The organism is Novosphingobium sp., from assembly GCF_020852455.1.
Lineage (GTDB): Bacteria > Pseudomonadota > Alphaproteobacteria > Sphingomonadales > Sphingomonadaceae > Novosphingobium.
This window is the reverse complement of sequence record NZ_JADZAT010000001.1, coordinates 110,747-126,416: the sequence shown is the minus strand read 5'-3', so window position 1 is coordinate 126,416 and position 15,670 is coordinate 110,747. Positions and strand designations below refer to the sequence as shown.

The following is a 15,670-nucleotide window of genomic DNA, read 5'->3' as shown; positions in this document are numbered from 1 at the left end:
CCGTAGTCCCCTAGTAGAGCAAAAGCGACTGGATATCCTGTGACCAGGCAGCCTCATCGACCGCAGTCAGGCGATCAAGATCACCCGGCAGCGCGGCGGGATCGTCAACCCATTCACGCAAGGCCGGGCCGCCGTTGATCACATCGATCGCCAGGCGTTCGAACTCGTACTCGTAAGGGAAATCGCGCCAGATCGCGTAGTCCGGATAAAGCCGCCGGATCGCCTTGAAGGCCAGTGCCTGCAAGCGCCAGGGGCGGAAAGCCCGGTGATCATAGAACTTGCCCTCGGCATGGATCATCAGCCCATTGCAGAGCTGCCCGGCATGCTTGTGGAAGGTCGGCGTGAACCAGCATTCGCGCAGCGCGCAGCCTTCAAGCCAAGCGGGGGCAAGCCGGTTCATTTCGCCCAGCACCTTCTTGGCATTCACGTCGGGCGCGCCAAACAGCACTTCAAGCGGACGGGTGGTGCCGCGTCCTTCGCTCAACGTGGCCCCTTCCAGCATAACCGTTCCGGCGTAGGCACGGCCCATATTGACGCTCGCCGCGTTGGGGCTGGGATTGATCCAGATCCGGCTTTCCGGCCAGCCAAAACCGGGTCCATCGGGCCGCCAGCCCTCCATTTTGATCACCCGATAGGGAACGTCGAGATCAAATTGGCCGATGAACCAGTGTCCCATCTCGCCCAGGGTCAGCCCGTGGCGCATCGGCATCGGCCCGGCGCCAACGAAGCTTTCCTGCCCCGGCACCAGCAAAGTCCCCTCGATCGGGCGCCCGGCCGGGTTGGGACGGTCCAGCACCCAGACTTCCTTGCCGGTGCCATGCGCCGCCTGCAGCAGGTAAAGCAGGGTGGTGACGAAGGTATAGATCCGGCACCCCAGGTCCTGCAGGTCAAACAGGAAAACGTCAGCCGTGCTCATCATCTGCCCGCTGGGCCGCCGCACTTCGCCATAGAGGCTGAACACTGGGATGTTGTAGACCGGATCGAGTTCGTCCTCGGTCTCGACCATGTTGTCCTGCTTGTCGCCCTTCAGCCCGTGCTGCGGCCCGAAGGCAGAGGTGACATTGACCCCCGCTGCAATCAGCGCATCGAGCGAATGGACGAGGTTCTCGGTCACGCTGGCCGGATGCGCCACCAACGCGACCCGTTTGCCTTCCAGTGGTTTGCGTAGGGCTGGCTCAGCCAGCAGGCGATCAATCCCGAATTTCATGGTCAGAGCGGTGCCGGAAGCGTGGCGGCAAAGCAAGCGGGATGGTGGAAATCGGGTTTGCCCGGCGGATGGGCCAGCGCCCAGTAGCTCTTGCTGCCGTCCGTTTCCTCGATCACTGCAGCAAGACCTAATCGGCATTCGTTCGTCGGGACAAGCTCAGGAACCTCAACTTCCGCCGCCAGCCAGAACCTCATAGACGACTTTTGCCAACCCATAGCCAGCGGCTTCAGGGCAATGTCGGAGGCCTCGGCCATGCCCTCTCGGTAGTCCGAAAAACGATAAGTTGCCCATTGCCCGGATGGCGAGAAGTTTAGCTCGAGATAGCTGCCATCGCCTACCATGATGAAGGCCTCCATACAGGTATGTTGCCAAAGGCCATCGGTACGCTGCCGTGGTGCTGGTCCAGGTATCGCTAGCTGCTCGATATCACCGATCACGACATATTCGAATTTCAGCGTCTCAGCGCCGGAGGTGGATACCTTGCAGCCAATCATGAGATCAGGATGCTGAAAGTCGGGGTGGGGGACGAAGCCGAATTTCCCCAAGACCTTTTCCAAACCGCCCTCCCCATGCTAGGCGCGCCTCCGCAAACCAGAAGGCCGCCATGACATATACCTCAACCCTACTCCGCCTGCTCGACGAACGCGGCTACATCCATCAGCTGACCGATGCCGAAGGGCTCGACAAGCTTGCGAACGCGCAGGTTGTGCCCGGCTATATCGGCTTCGATGCCACGGCGCCATCGCTGCATGTCGGATCGCTGGTGCAGATCATGCTGCTTCGCCGCTTGCAGCAGGCCGGGCACAAGCCGGTGGTGCTGATGGGCGGCGGGACAACCCGGATTGGCGATCCGACCGGCCGCGACGAGAGCCGCAAGATGCTGTCGGACGCAACGATCGATGCCAACATCGCCTCGATCCGTACGGTGTTCGAACGCTACCTCACTTTCGGCGACGGGCCGACCGACGCGGTGATGGTCAACAACCACGACTGGCTTGGCCAGCTCGGCTATATCGAGCTGCTGCAGGAAGTGGGCACCCATTTCACGGTCAACCGGATGCTGACTTTCGATTCGGTCAAGCTGCGGCTGGACCGCGAACAGCCGATGACCTTCCTCGAATTCAACTACATGATCCTTCAGGGCTATGATTTCCGGCATCTGGAAAAGCACATGGGCGTGCGCCTGCAGATGGGCGGCAGCGACCAGTGGGGCAACATCGTCAACGGGATCGAACTGGCCCGGCGGATGGACGGTGTCGAGGTATTCGGGGTCACGACCCCGCTGCTGACCACCGCCGACGGGGCCAAGATGGGCAAGACCGCCGCCGGCGCGGTCTGGCTCAACGAGGATGCCCTGCCCAGCTACGACTTCTGGCAGTATTGGCGCAATGCCGACGACCGCGATGTCGGCAAGTTCCTGCGGCTGTTCACCGACCTGCCGCTGGACGAGATTGCCCGGCTCGAAGCGCTTGAAGGCAGCGAGATCAACCAGGCCAAGGTGGTCCTGGCCAACGAGATTACCCGGCTGTGCCGCGGTGAGGAGGCCGCAAAGGCTGCCGAATCCACCGCTGCGGCCACCTTTGCTGGCGGCGGACTGGGAGAGAATCTGCCGGTCCTGACGCTGCCTCCGGAAGGGATTTCGGTGGTCGATGCGCTCGTTGCGATCGGATTCGCGGCTTCGAAGGGTGAAGCAAAGCGATTAATTGCCGGTGGCGGCGCACGCCTTGATGGCAATGCGGTAACCAACGAAGCACTTCATATTGCAGGCGGAATTGAGCAGCGATTGTCATCGGGCAAGAAGAAACACGGCATACTTCGGCCGGTCTGACGGCAATTTCTTGCCGCAATTTACCCAATCTTTGTCTTTCCCGGGCAGAACGGCAGACGCTGTGAACAATCTCGGGAGGCAAGCAGCGGCATGGGCGCAGGAGCTCAACTGACAGTCACCGACATGCGCCGTGCGGCGCGTCACCCGGTTGACCACAAGGTAATCGGCGAACACCGCCGCCTGGGCGACGTGCATATGCATATCGTCAACATCTCTGCGCATGGCTTCATGGTCGAGGGCGACCTTGAGCTGAGCCGCGGTGAGCGGATCGTCATCCGCCTGCCCGAAGTGGGTCGGATCGAGGCGCACCTGATCTGGGCTGCCGAAGGCCGAGCCGGGTTCCAGTTCGAACGGATCATCCGGTTCGACGACTTCATGCGCATGATCGATTCGCTGCAGCCCAACCCGCGCCTGCGGCGCAGCCGCTAAAGCGGCGTTATCACCCCGCAAAGTATCTGACCGCTTGGCAAGCGCGCCGCGCGCTGCCATTCGGGTGTGGTGAGCGCACCCACCCACCCTCTGCACATCCGTGACTACCGGCTGATCTGGCTGGCGCGCTTCATCAACACCGCCGCAACCACGGCGATGGTGGTGGTGATCGGCGCGCAGACCTATCAGCTGGCCCGCACCCAGTATGGCATGTCCGAGGCTGAGGCTTCGTTCCTGATCGGCGTGCTGGGGCTGGTCCAGTTCATCCCCTTCATGCTGTTGACCCCGATCGCCGGGGTGCTGGCTGACCGGATGGACCGCCGCTACGTCGCCGCCGCCGCCTGCCTTGCCGACCTGGTGATCGCAGCATTGCTGGCTCTGGCCAATGCCGATGGCTTCCTGACCCTGCCACTGCTGCTGACGATGGCTGCGGCATATGGTGCGGCGCGCGTCTTCATTGGCCCCGCGATGAGCGCGATTACTCCCAACGTGGTTCCACCCGAACTGCTACCCAAGGCGATCGCGATCAGTTCGGTCGCCTGGCAAAGCGCAGCTGTGATCGGCCCCGCCCTGGGCGGGTTCATGCTGGCAAAGAGCGAGAGCCTGCCTTACCAATTTTCGGCGATCATGCTGGGCCTTGGGGTTACCGCGCTGCTGGCGATCAACCACCGCGCCCCGCCCGCCGCCGCCAAGGAGAAACCGCTCAAGCTGATGGCCGAAGGTGCGCGTTTCGTCTGGCACGAACGCTTCCTGCTGGGCTGCGTCACGCTTGATCTGTTCGCGGTATTGCTGGGCGGCGCCACCGCGATGTTGCCAGCCTTTGCCTATGACGTGCTGCACGTGGGCGATGAGGGGCTGGGCCTGCTGCGCGCCGCGCCGGCGCTGGGTGCGGTGCTGGTTGCGACCTGGCTGGGCTTTCGCCCGATTGCGCGAAACGTCGGCACCAAGATGCTGTGGGCCGTAGCGGTCTATGGCCTCGCCACGCTGGTCTTTGGACTCTCCAAGAGCTTCCCGCTCTCGCTGGCGATGATGGCGCTGCTGGGCGCGGCCGATGCGATCTCGGTGTTCATCCGCAACACGCTGGTCCAGCTCAACACGCCTGACGACAAGCGCGGACGCGTCTCCTCGATCAGCGGGCTGGCAATCTCGGCCTCGAACGAGCTGGGCGAAATGCAATCGGGTCTGGCTGCCGCAGCACTGGGGCCGGTCGGCGCGGTGGCGCTGGGCGGTGCCGGGGCGATCGTGGTAACCGGAATCTGGACCTGGCTGTTCCCCGAACTCAAACGGGCGAAGACCTTCGCCCCGCAATATCGACAGAAGGAAGAAGTCTCATGAAGGCTGACAGCATCCTCGCCACTATCGGCAACACCCCGCATATCCGCTTGTCGCGCTTGTTCCCGGACCATGAGGTCTGGGTGAAGGCCGAACGCGCCAATCCGGGCGGTTCGATCAAGGACCGGATCGGCCTGGCCATGATCGAAGCCGCCGAAACCGACGGCAGCCTCAAACCCGGCGGCACCATTGTCGAGCCGACCAGCGGCAACACCGGGATCGGCCTGGCCATGGCAGCTGCGGTCAAGGGCTACAAACTGGTGCTGGTCATGCCCGAATCGATGTCGATCGAGCGCCGCCGGCTGATGTTGGCCTATGGCGCCACTTTCGACCTGACCCCGCGTGAAAAGGGCATGAAGGGCGCGATCGAGCGTGCACACGAACTGGTCGCATCCACCCCCGGCGCGTGGATGCCCCAGCAGTTCGAAAACCCCGCCAACATTGCCGTACACGTGCGCACCACCGCGCAGGAAATCCTGGCCGACTTCGCCGACACCCCGCTTGATGCGCTGATCACGGGCGTTGGCACCGGCGGTCACCTGACCGGCTGCGCCGAAGCGCTCAAGGCCAAGTGGCCGGCGATGAAGGCCTTTGCGGTTGAGCCGACACTGTCGCCGGTGATCTCGGGCGGGCAGCCCGCCCCGCACCCGATTCAGGGGATCGGCGCCGGCTTCATTCCCGCCAACCTCCACACCCAGGCGATCGACGGTGCGATCCAGGTCGATCCCGCCGATGCCAAGGAAATGGCGCGGCTGTGCGCCACGAAGGAAGGTATGCTGGTCGGCATCAGTTCGGGCGCAACCTTGGCCGCGATCAAGCAGAAGCTGGCCGAGCTGCCCGCCGGCAGCCGCGTGCTGGGCTTCAACTACGACACCGGCGAGCGTTATCTTTCGGTGCCGGACTTCCTGCCCGAATGACCGCGCTGGAGCGGATCGACTATCACGACGGCGCAACCGCGCTGACCGGCTGGCTGGCGCGGCCAGTCGGAGCAGCACGGGCCGCCATCGCAGTCTTTCCGACCATCATGAACAAGACCCCGGCAGTGGAAGCCAAGGCGCAGGCCCTGGCCCAGGCCGGATACCTGGCCTTTATCGCTGACTACTATGGCGAGCCGGTGGCGGATTTTGCCGCATCGCAGGTACTCTCGCAGCAGCTTGTCCGCGATACCGATGGGTTTCGCACCCGGTTGCTGACAGCCCTTGAGGTATTCGACGAGCTGGAAGAATCCCGCGATCTGCCCCGGCTGGCGATCGGCTTCTGCATGGGCGGCATGGCGGTACTTGACCTGGCCCGGGCCGGAGCTGACCTGCTGGGCGTGGTCAGTTTCCATGGTCTGCTTGATACAACCCGTCCGGCCAATGCGCCGATCAAGCCGCGTATTCTGGTTTGCCACGGTGATGCCGACAGTCTGGTTCCGCGCAGCCAGGTCCTGTCCTTCTGGGAAGAAATGGACCGGGTTGGCGCCAACTGGCACTTCCACAGCTATAGCGGCGTACGCCACGGCTATACCAATCCCAATCCACCGCCAGCAGGCGGACCGATCGCCTTTGATTCCAGCGCCGACCGGCAAAGCTGGACCGCAATGCAGAGCTTCTTCGACGAGATCCTGACCGCCGATTGATCTGCGCCAATTCGCTGCAAGCGATTAGCAATTATCAAGCGGCATAGAGGTGATCATGCGTCGAACCATCATCGTAGCCGGCGGCGGCCCCGCCGGTCTGAGCTTTGCCTGCGCCCTGGCCGGATCTCCGCACCGGGTGGTGGTGATCGAACCGCAAGCACAAGCTGCCCTGGCAGCCCCGGCACCCGATGGCCGCGAAATCGCCCTGACCCGGCGATCAGAGGCGATCCTCAAGGAAATGGGCGTCTGGCAAAGCTTTCCGGCCGACGCGATCCACCCCTTATGCGAAGCCCGCGTGCTCAATGGCGCTTCGCCATTTGCCATGCAGATCGGCCCGGAGCGTGGCGATAGCCTGGGCAACCTGGTTTCGAACCACGTGATCCGCGCCGGTCTCTATGCCGCGATCGAGGATCAGCCCAATGTCGAACTGCGCTGTGGCAGGCGGGTCGTAGAACCCCGCATAGGTGAAACCGGCGTTGCGGTAACACTCGATGATGGCAGCGAACTGGTCGGCGACTTGCTGATCGCAGCGGATTCGCGCTTTTCGAAACTGCGTGACGCACTGGGGATCGACGCTTCGGTCACACGCTTTGGCCACACCATGCTGGTCTGCCGGATCGCCCACACCCTGCCGCATCGCCACACCTCGACCGAGTGGTTCGATCATGGCCGCACCGTCGCCCTGCTACCGTTGGCCGAGGGCACGTCGGGTCTGGTGGTTACCCTGGCTAACGACGAAGCCCGTGAAGTCTGCGCGCTGGAGGGTGCCGCGCTCGAACACCGCATGGCCGGATTTTTGGGCCAGCGCTGGGGTCAGGTGACCTTGCTGACCAAGCCGACGCCCTACCCACTGGCGATGACCTTTGCCGAACGATTTGCTGGTCCGCGCTGCGCCCTGATCGGAGATACCGCTGTCGGCATGCATCCGGTTACCGCACACGGCTTCAACTTCGGGCTGCTCGGTGCCTGGCGACTGGGGCAACTGGTCGGTCAGGCTGCGGACCCGGGCGCGGCACACTTGCTGTCGCGCTATGCCCGCCAGCACCGTCTGGCCACGCTGCCGCTCTATGAAGCGACCCGCCAACTGGTGAAGCTTTACACCGACGATCGACTGCTCGCCCGCCCGATCCGCGCGGGTGTGCTGAGGCTGGGCGCTCTGCCTCCGGTCAGAAGGATCATGGGGCGCTTGTTAAGCCAGGATGCGGCGGCCTAACCTGCTTTCACCGCCTCGCCCCATTCCATCCAGCCCGCCCAGCGCGGGGTCTTGGGGGCATAACGCGCGCCGATCGGACTGACGGTGAACCCGCCCTGTTCCACCACAGAGCTGATCGGCCGGGTAAGATGGCAACCGCCAGCAAGGCGCTTCCAGACCGGTTCGATCCGTCCCTGCCATTTGCGCACATCGGCATCCGGCGCGCTGCCATGCTCGGCGAACAGCATACGCCCGCCCGGCTTCAGGATCCGGCGCAGTTCGCGCACCGTCTGTGCCTGATCGCCCACCGAGCAAAGCGTGTAGGTGCAGACCACGCAATCGAAGCTTTCATCCTCGAACGGGATCGCCTCGCCAAAGCCCTGGCGAATATCGGCCTGCCAGCCCTTCTCGGCTGCAGCAGCGCGGGCATAATCAAGCCCCTTGGCGGACGGATCCATGCCGGAAAAGCTGGCGACCTTGGCCGTGTCATAGAACTGCTGGTTGATTCCGCCTCCGCAGCCAATCTCAAATACCTTGCCGGCTGCAAGCGGCACCACCTGATCGCGCACCTTCATGATCGCAGGCGAGGAACAGGCGCACTGGATCACCCGGGGAACGATGTGTTCATCATACCAGCGTGCAAAGCCCATTTTCGATCCTTCCCCCTGCCCAAAATCCGCGCCATGATGCCACATTCATGGGGGAGGGAAACAGGAAATGCAGGTTTATCGCACATCCGAGGAGCGGTTCGCGGCGTTGCCCGACTTTCCATTTGCCTCAAACTACCTCGAATTAGGTCAGGGGCTGCGGGTTCACTACCTTGATGAAGGTCCACGCGATGGGCAGGTGGTGTTCCTGCTGCATGGTGAGCCGACCTGGTGCTACCTGTTCCGGCATATGATCCCGCTGCTGACTGCCCAAGGCTTTCGCGTGGTGGCGCCCGACCTGATCGGCTTCGGCAAGAGCGACAAGCCGCTGGCCCGGAGCGACTACAGCTATGCCGCACAGGTTGGCTGGATGCGCGAATGGATCGAGGCGCTTGACCTTAAAGGCATGACGCTGGGCTGTCAGGACTGGGGATCGCTGATCGGACTGCGGCTGGCCGCCGAAATGCCCGAGCGGTTTCACGGCGTCGCGCTGTCCAACGGCGGCCTGCCCGAAGGCGGCGAGCCTCCGCGAGCCTTCGCGATCTGGCGCGCCTTCTCGCGCTACAGCCCGCTGTTCCCGATCGGCAAGATCGTCAAGTCTGGCACCAAGCGAGCGCTCTCGCCGCAAGAGATCGCCGCTTACGATGCCCCCTTCCCGACCCGCGCCAGCAAGGTTGCCGCGCGGGTCTATCCGGGGCTGGTCCCCTTCGCCGGTAATCCGGCCGTGCCGGACCAGAAGAAGGCCTGGCAGGTATTTGAAGGCTGGACCAAACCATTCCTGTGCTGCTTTTCCGATGGCGATCCGATTACCCGCGGCGGCGATGCGATCTGGCGCGAACGGGTGCCAGGAACACAGAAGATGGCGCACCGCACATTGCACGGCGGGCACTTCATCCAGGAGGACGATCCGCAGGGATTCGTTGCCGCGATCATCGAGGTTGCGGCTCGACGCTAGAATGAATTTGTTACCAGCCCCACACCGGGCTATCATTCCCCCTGCATGGCAGACATCCTTGAACAGACCGCGCTTCTCGACCGGCTGACCCCCAAGCAGCGTGAAGTGCTGGCCTATGTTTCAGATGGCCTGACCAGCAAGGAAATTGGCAGAAAACTGGGCGTTTCCGAAAGTGCGGTCAACCAACGGATCGAGACAATCCGCCAGCGCCTGGGAGGCTTGCCAAGGGCCCAGATTGCCCGACTCTATCGCCGTCAATCGACCCTGTTGATCACAATTCCTTCCAGTAATCCGATTACAGGTAAGCCAATCCAGCTTCAGGCCGGCGACGATCGCACGCAACCCTATTCAGCGGAGGGTGTCGTCGATCTTGCCGTGCCAGAAGCCGGCGAAGGAAGCGGCAGGTTGCAACCCTCCACCCCCCCTTCGATCTGGAACGGTCCTGGCGCGGTCTGGGTCCGGTTGGGCGCGATCGTCGGCTTGGCGCTCGGCATGGTCGCATTCGGCGTGTTGCTGCTCGATCTTATCGACAAACTTTCGCGATTGCTGGCGAGCAACGGATAGCCGCGTGGCTGCGCCCGACCTGTCATTGGCCCTGTTGGGCTGGCATTCGCCCGGATTGATCACACTGCTGCTGGTGCTTGGCCTTCCGCTCGGCTGGCGCAACGCGGGTCCACCCGAAAAGGCAGGCATCCTGATCCTGGGATCGATCGCACTGCTCGACTTAGCCGCCTGGGCAGTGATGGGCGGCGCCTTGTTGGCCCATACCCTGATCGACAGTCTGGCGCTGGCGTGGCTCGTTCCGCTCGCACTCAAGGCCAACCGGCATTATCCGGCACTGCTGGCGGCGGGATTTCTGGTCGCGGCCAGCGCCCAGTGGCTGGCCCTGACCGGACTTGCCACCTTGCCCCGCGCTACGGCGCTGATCGTGGAATCAGGTCACTTTGTCGCCGCCTTGGCATTTCTGCTGGGCTGGCTGCGCCATCGCAAGTGGCCGCCCGGAACAGACCAACGCCCGCCCTGGCGCGATCAATTGCAACGCAAGTGATTGTCGATCCGCTTCGCCGCAGTTAAGATGCCGCAGGCAAGGCGAGATTGCATGACAGATCAAGGCAATACCGCGAAAGCGTTACCCCAGCTGACCGCCAAGCAGCGCGACGTGCTCGCGCTGGTCGCTGACAATCGCACCAGCAAGGAAATCGCCGGTCTGCTTGGGATTTCCGAAAGCGCCGTAAACCAGCGGATCGAGATCGTCCGCGCCCGGTTGGGCGGCCTGCCACGCGGCGAACTGGCACGGCTTTACCGGCAGGAATTTTCTATAGGTGAACCCGATTCCGAGCCGACATGGCAAAAAATTCACCTACCCGGAACGGCGGCAATGGCTAACGGCGGCGGCGCGGAGGGTATCTCGCCCGTCGGCAGTTCAGATGCCGGGGGAGGAGATGGGTCGCAACTCTCCGCCTTTTTCTTCCGCTCACCGGCAACCTGGCTGAACAGCGATTCGCGCGCGATGGTCTGGGCGCGTGTCAGCGCCATGGCCGCGATCTTCGCCGCCGCTTTGGCAGTTGCGGTGCTGGTTACCCAATACCTGGCGGCGGGAATCGGAGGTGGCTGAATTTGATGCCATTCGTGCCTTGCCCTGACGGGCCAAATCGCTAGAGAGAGCGCCAAGTCCGGCACGGCCGGCCAGCAAACAGGGATCGACATGGCGAGCTTCACCCTTCCCGCAAACAGCAAGATCAGCGGCAAAGGCACTGCCCATTCCGTGAATGGCGCAAGCCGGGTCAAGAAGTTCACTGTCTATCGCTATGATCCGGACAGCGGTGAAAACCCGCGCTACGATACGTTCGAGATCGATCTCGACAACTGCGGGCCGATGGTGCTCGACGCGCTGATCAAGATGAAGTCGGAAATGGATCCGACGCTCACCTTCCGCCGCTCGTGTCGCGAAGGGATCTGCGGGTCCTGCGCGATGAACATGAACGGGCGCAATGGCCTGGCCTGCACCACCGCAATCGAGGATCTGGCCGGCGACGTGCGGATCACCCCGCTGCCGCACATGGAAGTGATCAAGGACCTGGTCCCCGATTTCACGCACTTCTATGCCCAGTACGCCAGCATCCGCCCCTGGCTCCAAACCGTCAGCACCACGCCCTCGGGCAAGGAGCGCCTGCAAAGCCCCGGACAGCGCGAGAAGCTGGATGGCCTCTATGAGTGCATCCTGTGCGCCTGTTGCTCGACGAGCTGCCCCAGCTACTGGTGGAACAGCGACAAGTTCCTGGGCCCGGCGATCCTGCTACAGGCCTATCGTTGGCTGGCCGACAGCCGCGACGAAATGACCGGTGAACGGCTTGACGAGCTGGAAGATCCCTTCCGGCTCTATCGCTGCCACACGATCATGAACTGCGCCAACGTCTGCCCCAAGGGCCTCAGCCCGGCGCGCGCTATTGCCGAAATCAAGAAGATGCAGGCGGAGCGCCACGTTTGAGCGTCACAGCTAACGGCGACGATCGCGGCTTCAGAAGCGAACCTGATCCGGAAAATCCCGGTTGGTTTACCTGGCAGCTGAAAGACAGCACCCGCTTCAACAGCTGGATGTTCCCCAAGCTGCTGGTCCGCGGCGATCCCGATGGCAAGGCGCGGCTGCGGATGTTTCCCGAGCATCGCCACACCAACCTGGGCAACAACATCCACGGCGGCACGGTGATGGCGCTGATCGACATTGCCCTGTTCGCCTGCGCCCGCCAGCTGGGAATCATCGAAGCCGGCACCGCGGTAACGCTGGACCTGTCGGTGCAGTTCATCGGCGCAGGCAAGCCTGACATTCCGTGTGACGCCGTGACCGAGCTGCTCAAGGAAACCCGCCGGCTGGTATTCCTGCGCGGCGTCGTGGAGCAGGGCGAAGGCAATCTGGTTGCGGCATTTTCAGGCACAATCCGCAAGCCTACTGCACCCAAATGACCACCGTTCTGGCGCGGTACGAACAACTGGTCGCTTCGGGAGAACTGCGCCCCGATCCCGAACAGCGTGCCGCAGCCAGCAAGCTGGACCAACTCCAGCAGGAGCTTGAGCGCCCACCCGCCAAGCGTCGTTGGTACTCCTATCTGGTCGGCACGCCTCCCAGCGAGCCGCTGCCGCGCGGGATCTATCTGTGGGGCGGGGTTGGCCGGGGCAAGTCGATGCTCATGGACCTGTTCCATGACTGCCTTTCGATTCCCGGCAAGCGGCGGGTCCACTTCCACGCCTTTATGCTGGAAGTGCACTCCCTGCTGCGCGAGGAGCGCAAGAAAGAATCGGGCGATCCGATCCCGCCGGTCGCAATGAAGATCGCCGAGGGGCTGCGAGTGCTGGCGTTCGACGAAATGGTGGTCAACAATTCCGCCGACGCCATGATCATGAGCCGGCTATTCACCTGGCTGATCGAAATGTGCTGCCTGACCATCGTCACCACCAGCAATCGCGCGCCGGGCGAGCTATACAAGGACGGGCTCAACCGCGAACACTTCCTGCCGTTCATCGCCCTGATCGAGCGGGAGCTTGACGTGATCGCGCTGAACGGGCCGCATGATTACCGGCTTGAACGCCTTGCCGGGATCGACACTTGGCACACGCCGCTGGGCGATGCCGCCACCGCGCAGGTTCGCGAGGCGTTCTTTCGGCTGACCGACTTCTCGCCCGAAGACAGCGAGCATGTGCCCTCGGCCGAACTCGACCTGGGCGGCGGGCGCATGCTGCATGTCCCCAAAAGCCTCAAGGGTGTGGCAGTGTTCAGCTTCAAGCGGTTGTGCAGCGAAGCACGCGGCGCGGCCGATTATCTGGCAATTGCGCAAACCTATCACACGGTCATCGTGGTCGGTATTCCGCGCATGGGACCGGAAAACCGCAACGATGCCGCGCGGTTTGTCACCCTGATCGACGCGCTTTACGAAAACAAGGTCAAGCTGTTCGCCACCGCAGCCGCCGAACCCGAAGCGCTTTATACCAAGGGCGACGGTGCCTTCGAATTCGAACGTACCGTATCACGCCTGATGGAAATGCAGAGCGCTGAGTACCTGGCTGCCGGCCACGGCGAAGCCTAGATTTCCAGCCGCACGGTCAGCCGGATATCACGGCCCGCTAGCGGCGCGTAATCCTTCAGGAACGAAGCGTGGCGGCGGGCCTCGACATCGAAAAGGTTGCTGGCGCTGAGCACCAGGCTGATCGGACTGTCGTTGCCGCTGGGACGCCAGGCCAGCTCAAGGTTGACCATGGTGTATCCGGGTGTCTCGGTTTCGTTCGCGGCGGTACGGCGCTGTGCGGTTACGCGCTCCACCTCGATCCCGGCATCGAACTTGGCCGACTTGGCCCGCAGTCCGCCCATAAAGCGCAGCGGCGGAATTCGCGGTGCCGGCCCCGCTCCGTCGATACTGGCGTGCACATAGTCCGCCAGCCCATCGACCGAGAAGGTCCACAGACCGCTTTCCGCCAGTTCCAGGCTGCCTTGTACTTCGAAACCCCACAACCGGGCATCACCCTGGCGGATCTGGTATACGGGCAGTCCGTCCACAATCGCGCCGGTGCGCTCGTCATAGACGAAATTTGCGAACCAGCTGTGGTAGGCTGAGACATCCAGAGTCAGACCGTCGTGCTGGCCGCGCAGGATCGCTTCAACGCTCACCGCCCGCTCCTTGGTCAGGGCAGGATCGCCAAGCTCATAGGATTCGGTGCCATGGTGCGGACCATTGGCAAACAGTTCCTCGGCCGACGGCGCGCGTTCCACCCGCGACAGGTTCAGCCCGAATTTCCAGCCCGGCGCGAAATCATAGGCTGCACCCAATGCCCCCGACCAGGCATCGAAGGCGCGTCGCCCCGAAAAGAACTGCGGCTGGCTGGCCTCGGGCAGCGAATCCAGACTGCTGTGCTCGTATCGCAGACCCGCCTCGATCAGCCAGGGTCCGCTGTCGACCTGCTGCAGGGTAAAGACCCCGAATTGTTCGGTGAAATTGCGAGGCAGAAACGCTTCGTCGCCAATCACGTTGAAGTCGCGGTTCATGAACTGGATACCGCTGGCGCCCTTCCATCCCCCGCGTTCGGTCTGCGATATATCGAGCCGGGCTTCCATACCCTGATTGAGGAAAGTGGTGCCGATCGCACCATCCGGTTCAAGCTCGGCATGCGAATAGTCGCCAAAGGCGTATCGCGCCGACAGCTTGTCAAACAGGCCCTCGCCCAGTTCAAGCTCAGCCCGGGCATCAATCCGGTCCTGCCGCATGTGCAGGCGGGGTGCTTCCTGCCCTTCGCCGGGCTCAGTGGCGAGCCGCGGCGGCACTCCATAGAGTGAATCGAGGTGGCTGTAGGCCACGCCGATGTTGCCGCCATCGTTGATATAGGCCAGCCCTGCCCCGACCGACCAGTTGCGGGCCGCAGTGTTCGGCAGGCGCCCTGCCAGCACGGCATTGGCAGCAAAGTCAATTTCGGGATCCGCCAAGGGATCGGGTGGCAGCAGGCTCGACCCAAGCGCTTCGGCTCGCAATTCAGGCGTCAGGGCAAAGCCGCCGATCCGCAGATCGCTCGTCTTCAGATAGCTTGCGTCGATATGACCAACCCATCCGTCACCAAGCGGAAGCTCAAGCGATCCCGCGCCGCTGCGTTCGTCCGCCGCCGAACCATAGGTGCCAAGCGCAGAGAGATGCACCGGTTCATCCGGAACCGATTCGGGTATCCGCTTGTCGATGACGTTCACCACACCGCCAATCGCGGCCGAGCCGTATTGCAGCGATTGCGGACCGCGCAGCACTTCAACCCGCTGCGCCAGCGCCGGATTGATTGCCGGGGCGTGATCGGCCGAGGTGTTGGAAACGTCGATCGAGCCGATCCCGTTCGACAGCACCCGCACGCGTTCACCCTGCAGGCCGCGCAAGACCGGGCGCGATGCCGAAGGCCCGAACGAAGTCGCGCTGACCCCTGGCGTGCGCGCCAGCGTATCCCCGATCGATGGCCGGATCGCTGCGGTCAGTTCCTCTCCGCTAACAACCGCGACGCCTGACAGCGCATCCTGACGGCTGGTTCGCAACATCCCGGTGACGACAATCTCGGCATCGCCGTGATCGTGATAGTCGGGTTCATCGCCTCCGGTCTGGTCCTGTGCTTGGGCCGGGAGGGCCAGGCTGGCAGCCGCAAGGGCCACAGCAGAGACGAGGAAACGATCGATCGGGCAATTCATCACAGGCTTTCCATCAATAGGCGGTTGGCGAGACGATCCCCCGCCCGGCTTGCGGGGTCCTTAGCTGCTGTTGACGCCCGTAACAATATCACATCTCAAATAGCAACGCATTTTCTCGGACCAGGCGAACGGTTCGTCGAAAAGTCTGCCGATTGATTACCTGATCAACCCGCCGGTAGGGATAACGGAAAATTACCATATTGCCGGTTAGAAAGGTGCATGCACCACGGGACCCCTCCCCGATGCGATATTAAACG

17 protein-coding genes are annotated in these 15,670 nt (G+C 63.0%); 13 read left to right on the top strand and 4 right to left on the bottom strand.

Annotated features, from left to right (window positions below; translation table 11 throughout):
* Positions 1 to 10: 10 nt before the first annotated feature.
* Both IT549_RS00505 and IT549_RS00500 read right to left on the bottom strand, forming a co-directional pair.
* Positions 11 to 1,207: a DUF1343 domain-containing protein gene (locus tag IT549_RS00505; RefSeq protein WP_292969106.1), complete on the bottom strand. Its 1,197-nt coding sequence runs from the start codon at positions 1,205 to 1,207 to the stop codon at positions 11 to 13.
* Positions 1,208 to 1,209: 2 nt separating this feature from the next.
* The gene (locus IT549_RS00500) at positions 1,210 to 1,764 is read right to left on the bottom strand and encodes a DOMON-like domain-containing protein (protein ID WP_292969104.1); all 555 of its coding nucleotides are present in this window, start codon (positions 1,762 to 1,764) and stop codon (positions 1,210 to 1,212) included.
* 47 nt (positions 1,765 to 1,811) lie between these two features.
* On the opposite strand from IT549_RS00500, the gene tyrS reads away from it, so the two are divergent.
* The 6 genes from tyrS (at position 1,812) to ubiM (ending at position 7,630) form a co-directional block, all read left to right on the top strand.
* Entirely contained in the window at positions 1,812 to 3,035 is a 1,224-nt protein-coding gene (gene tyrS, locus IT549_RS00495; RefSeq protein WP_292969102.1) for a tyrosine--tRNA ligase, read from the top strand.
* A 90-nt stretch (positions 3,036 to 3,125) separates the two neighbouring features.
* Positions 3,126 to 3,464: a PilZ domain-containing protein gene (locus IT549_RS00490; protein ID WP_292969099.1), complete on the top strand. Its 339-nt coding sequence runs from the start codon at positions 3,126 to 3,128 to the stop codon at positions 3,462 to 3,464.
* Positions 3,465 to 3,533: 69 nt separating this feature from the next.
* Positions 3,534 to 4,799 (top strand): MFS transporter, encoded by a 1,266-nt coding sequence (locus tag IT549_RS00485; protein WP_292969097.1) that lies wholly within the window; start codon positions 3,534 to 3,536, stop codon positions 4,797 to 4,799.
* The gene (gene cysK, locus IT549_RS00480; protein WP_292969095.1) at positions 4,796 to 5,713 is read left to right on the top strand and encodes a cysteine synthase A; all 918 of its coding nucleotides are present in this window, start codon (positions 4,796 to 4,798) and stop codon (positions 5,711 to 5,713) included. Before IT549_RS00485 ends, cysK begins: the two co-directional genes overlap by 4 nt.
* Positions 5,710 to 6,417: a dienelactone hydrolase family protein gene (locus IT549_RS00475; RefSeq protein ID WP_292969093.1), complete on the top strand. Its 708-nt coding sequence runs from the start codon at positions 5,710 to 5,712 to the stop codon at positions 6,415 to 6,417. The genes cysK and IT549_RS00475 overlap by 4 nt, the downstream gene beginning before the upstream one ends.
* Before the next feature lie 55 nt (positions 6,418 to 6,472).
* The gene (ubiM, locus tag IT549_RS00470; RefSeq protein ID WP_292969092.1) at positions 6,473 to 7,630 is read left to right on the top strand and encodes a 5-demethoxyubiquinol-8 5-hydroxylase UbiM; all 1,158 of its coding nucleotides are present in this window, start codon (positions 6,473 to 6,475) and stop codon (positions 7,628 to 7,630) included.
* Here ubiM and IT549_RS00465 read toward each other — a convergent pair.
* Complete coding sequence (locus tag IT549_RS00465; RefSeq protein ID WP_292969091.1) at positions 7,627 to 8,259, bottom strand: class I SAM-dependent methyltransferase; 633 nt, start codon at positions 8,257 to 8,259, stop codon at positions 7,627 to 7,629. The genes ubiM and IT549_RS00465 overlap by 4 nt on opposite strands.
* 67 nt (positions 8,260 to 8,326) lie before the next feature.
* Here IT549_RS00465 and IT549_RS00460 point away from each other — a divergent pair, with 67 nt between their 5' ends.
* The 7 genes from IT549_RS00460 (at position 8,327) to zapE (ending at position 13,290) form a co-directional block, all read left to right on the top strand.
* Positions 8,327 to 9,211 carry a haloalkane dehalogenase gene (locus IT549_RS00460; RefSeq protein WP_292969090.1) on the top strand — a complete coding sequence of 295 codons (885 nt, stop codon included), beginning with the start codon at positions 8,327 to 8,329 and terminating at the stop codon, positions 9,209 to 9,211.
* A gap of 45 nt (positions 9,212 to 9,256) precedes the next feature.
* Entirely contained in the window at positions 9,257 to 9,775 is a 519-nt protein-coding gene (locus tag IT549_RS00455) for a helix-turn-helix transcriptional regulator (protein ID WP_292969088.1), read from the top strand.
* Positions 9,776 to 9,779: 4 nt separating this feature from the next.
* Positions 9,780 to 10,259 carry a hypothetical protein gene (locus IT549_RS00450; protein WP_292969087.1) on the top strand — a complete coding sequence of 160 codons (480 nt, stop codon included), beginning with the start codon at positions 9,780 to 9,782 and terminating at the stop codon, positions 10,257 to 10,259.
* Between the two features lie 51 nt (positions 10,260 to 10,310).
* Entirely contained in the window at positions 10,311 to 10,826 is a 516-nt protein-coding gene (locus tag IT549_RS00445; protein WP_292969085.1) for a helix-turn-helix transcriptional regulator, read from the top strand.
* 90 nt (positions 10,827 to 10,916) lie between these two features.
* Positions 10,917 to 11,699 (top strand): succinate dehydrogenase iron-sulfur subunit, encoded by a 783-nt coding sequence (locus tag IT549_RS00440; protein WP_292969084.1) that lies wholly within the window; start codon positions 10,917 to 10,919, stop codon positions 11,697 to 11,699.
* Positions 11,696 to 12,172, top strand: coding sequence for a PaaI family thioesterase (locus IT549_RS00435; protein ID WP_292969082.1), 477 nt, complete (start codon positions 11,696 to 11,698; stop codon positions 12,170 to 12,172). The genes IT549_RS00440 and IT549_RS00435 overlap by 4 nt, the downstream gene beginning before the upstream one ends.
* Positions 12,169 to 13,290, top strand: coding sequence for a cell division protein ZapE (zapE, locus tag IT549_RS00430; RefSeq protein ID WP_292969081.1), 1,122 nt, complete (start codon positions 12,169 to 12,171; stop codon positions 13,288 to 13,290). The genes IT549_RS00435 and zapE overlap by 4 nt, the downstream gene beginning before the upstream one ends.
* Here the strand turns inward: zapE and IT549_RS00425 are convergent.
* Positions 13,287 to 15,413 (bottom strand): TonB-dependent receptor, encoded by a 2,127-nt coding sequence (locus IT549_RS00425; protein WP_292969079.1) that lies wholly within the window; start codon positions 15,411 to 15,413, stop codon positions 13,287 to 13,289. The two genes, zapE and IT549_RS00425, sit on opposite strands and share 4 nt — an antisense overlap.
* Positions 15,414 to 15,670: the final 257 nt, after the last annotated feature.

Excerpts from the sequence above, each read along its gene's own strand:
- IT549_RS00465 (WP_292969091.1), bottom strand. The coding sequence starts at position 8,259 with ATGGGCTTTGCACGCTGGTATGATGAACACATCGTTCCCCGGGTGATC.
- IT549_RS00505 (WP_292969106.1), bottom strand. The coding sequence starts at position 1,207 with ATGAAATTCGGGATTGATCGCCTGCTGGCTGAGCCAGCCCTACGCAAA.
- ubiM (WP_292969092.1), top strand. The coding sequence starts at position 6,473 with ATGCGTCGAACCATCATCGTAGCCGGCGGCGGCCCCGCCGGTCTGAGC.
- IT549_RS00490 (WP_292969099.1), top strand. The coding sequence starts at position 3,126 with ATGGGCGCAGGAGCTCAACTGACAGTCACCGACATGCGCCGTGCGGCG.
- zapE (WP_292969081.1), top strand. The coding sequence starts at position 12,169 with ATGACCACCGTTCTGGCGCGGTACGAACAACTGGTCGCTTCGGGAGAA.
- IT549_RS00425 (WP_292969079.1), bottom strand. The coding sequence starts at position 15,413 with ATGAATTGCCCGATCGATCGTTTCCTCGTCTCTGCTGTGGCCCTTGCG.
- IT549_RS00460 (WP_292969090.1), top strand. The coding sequence starts at position 8,327 with ATGCAGGTTTATCGCACATCCGAGGAGCGGTTCGCGGCGTTGCCCGAC.
- IT549_RS00455 (WP_292969088.1), top strand. The coding sequence starts at position 9,257 with ATGGCAGACATCCTTGAACAGACCGCGCTTCTCGACCGGCTGACCCCC.
- IT549_RS00475 (WP_292969093.1), top strand. The coding sequence starts at position 5,710 with ATGACCGCGCTGGAGCGGATCGACTATCACGACGGCGCAACCGCGCTG.
- cysK (WP_292969095.1), top strand. The coding sequence starts at position 4,796 with ATGAAGGCTGACAGCATCCTCGCCACTATCGGCAACACCCCGCATATC.
- tyrS (WP_292969102.1), top strand. The coding sequence starts at position 1,812 with ATGACATATACCTCAACCCTACTCCGCCTGCTCGACGAACGCGGCTAC.
- IT549_RS00440 (WP_292969084.1), top strand. The coding sequence starts at position 10,917 with ATGGCGAGCTTCACCCTTCCCGCAAACAGCAAGATCAGCGGCAAAGGC.
- IT549_RS00445 (WP_292969085.1), top strand. The coding sequence starts at position 10,311 with ATGACAGATCAAGGCAATACCGCGAAAGCGTTACCCCAGCTGACCGCC.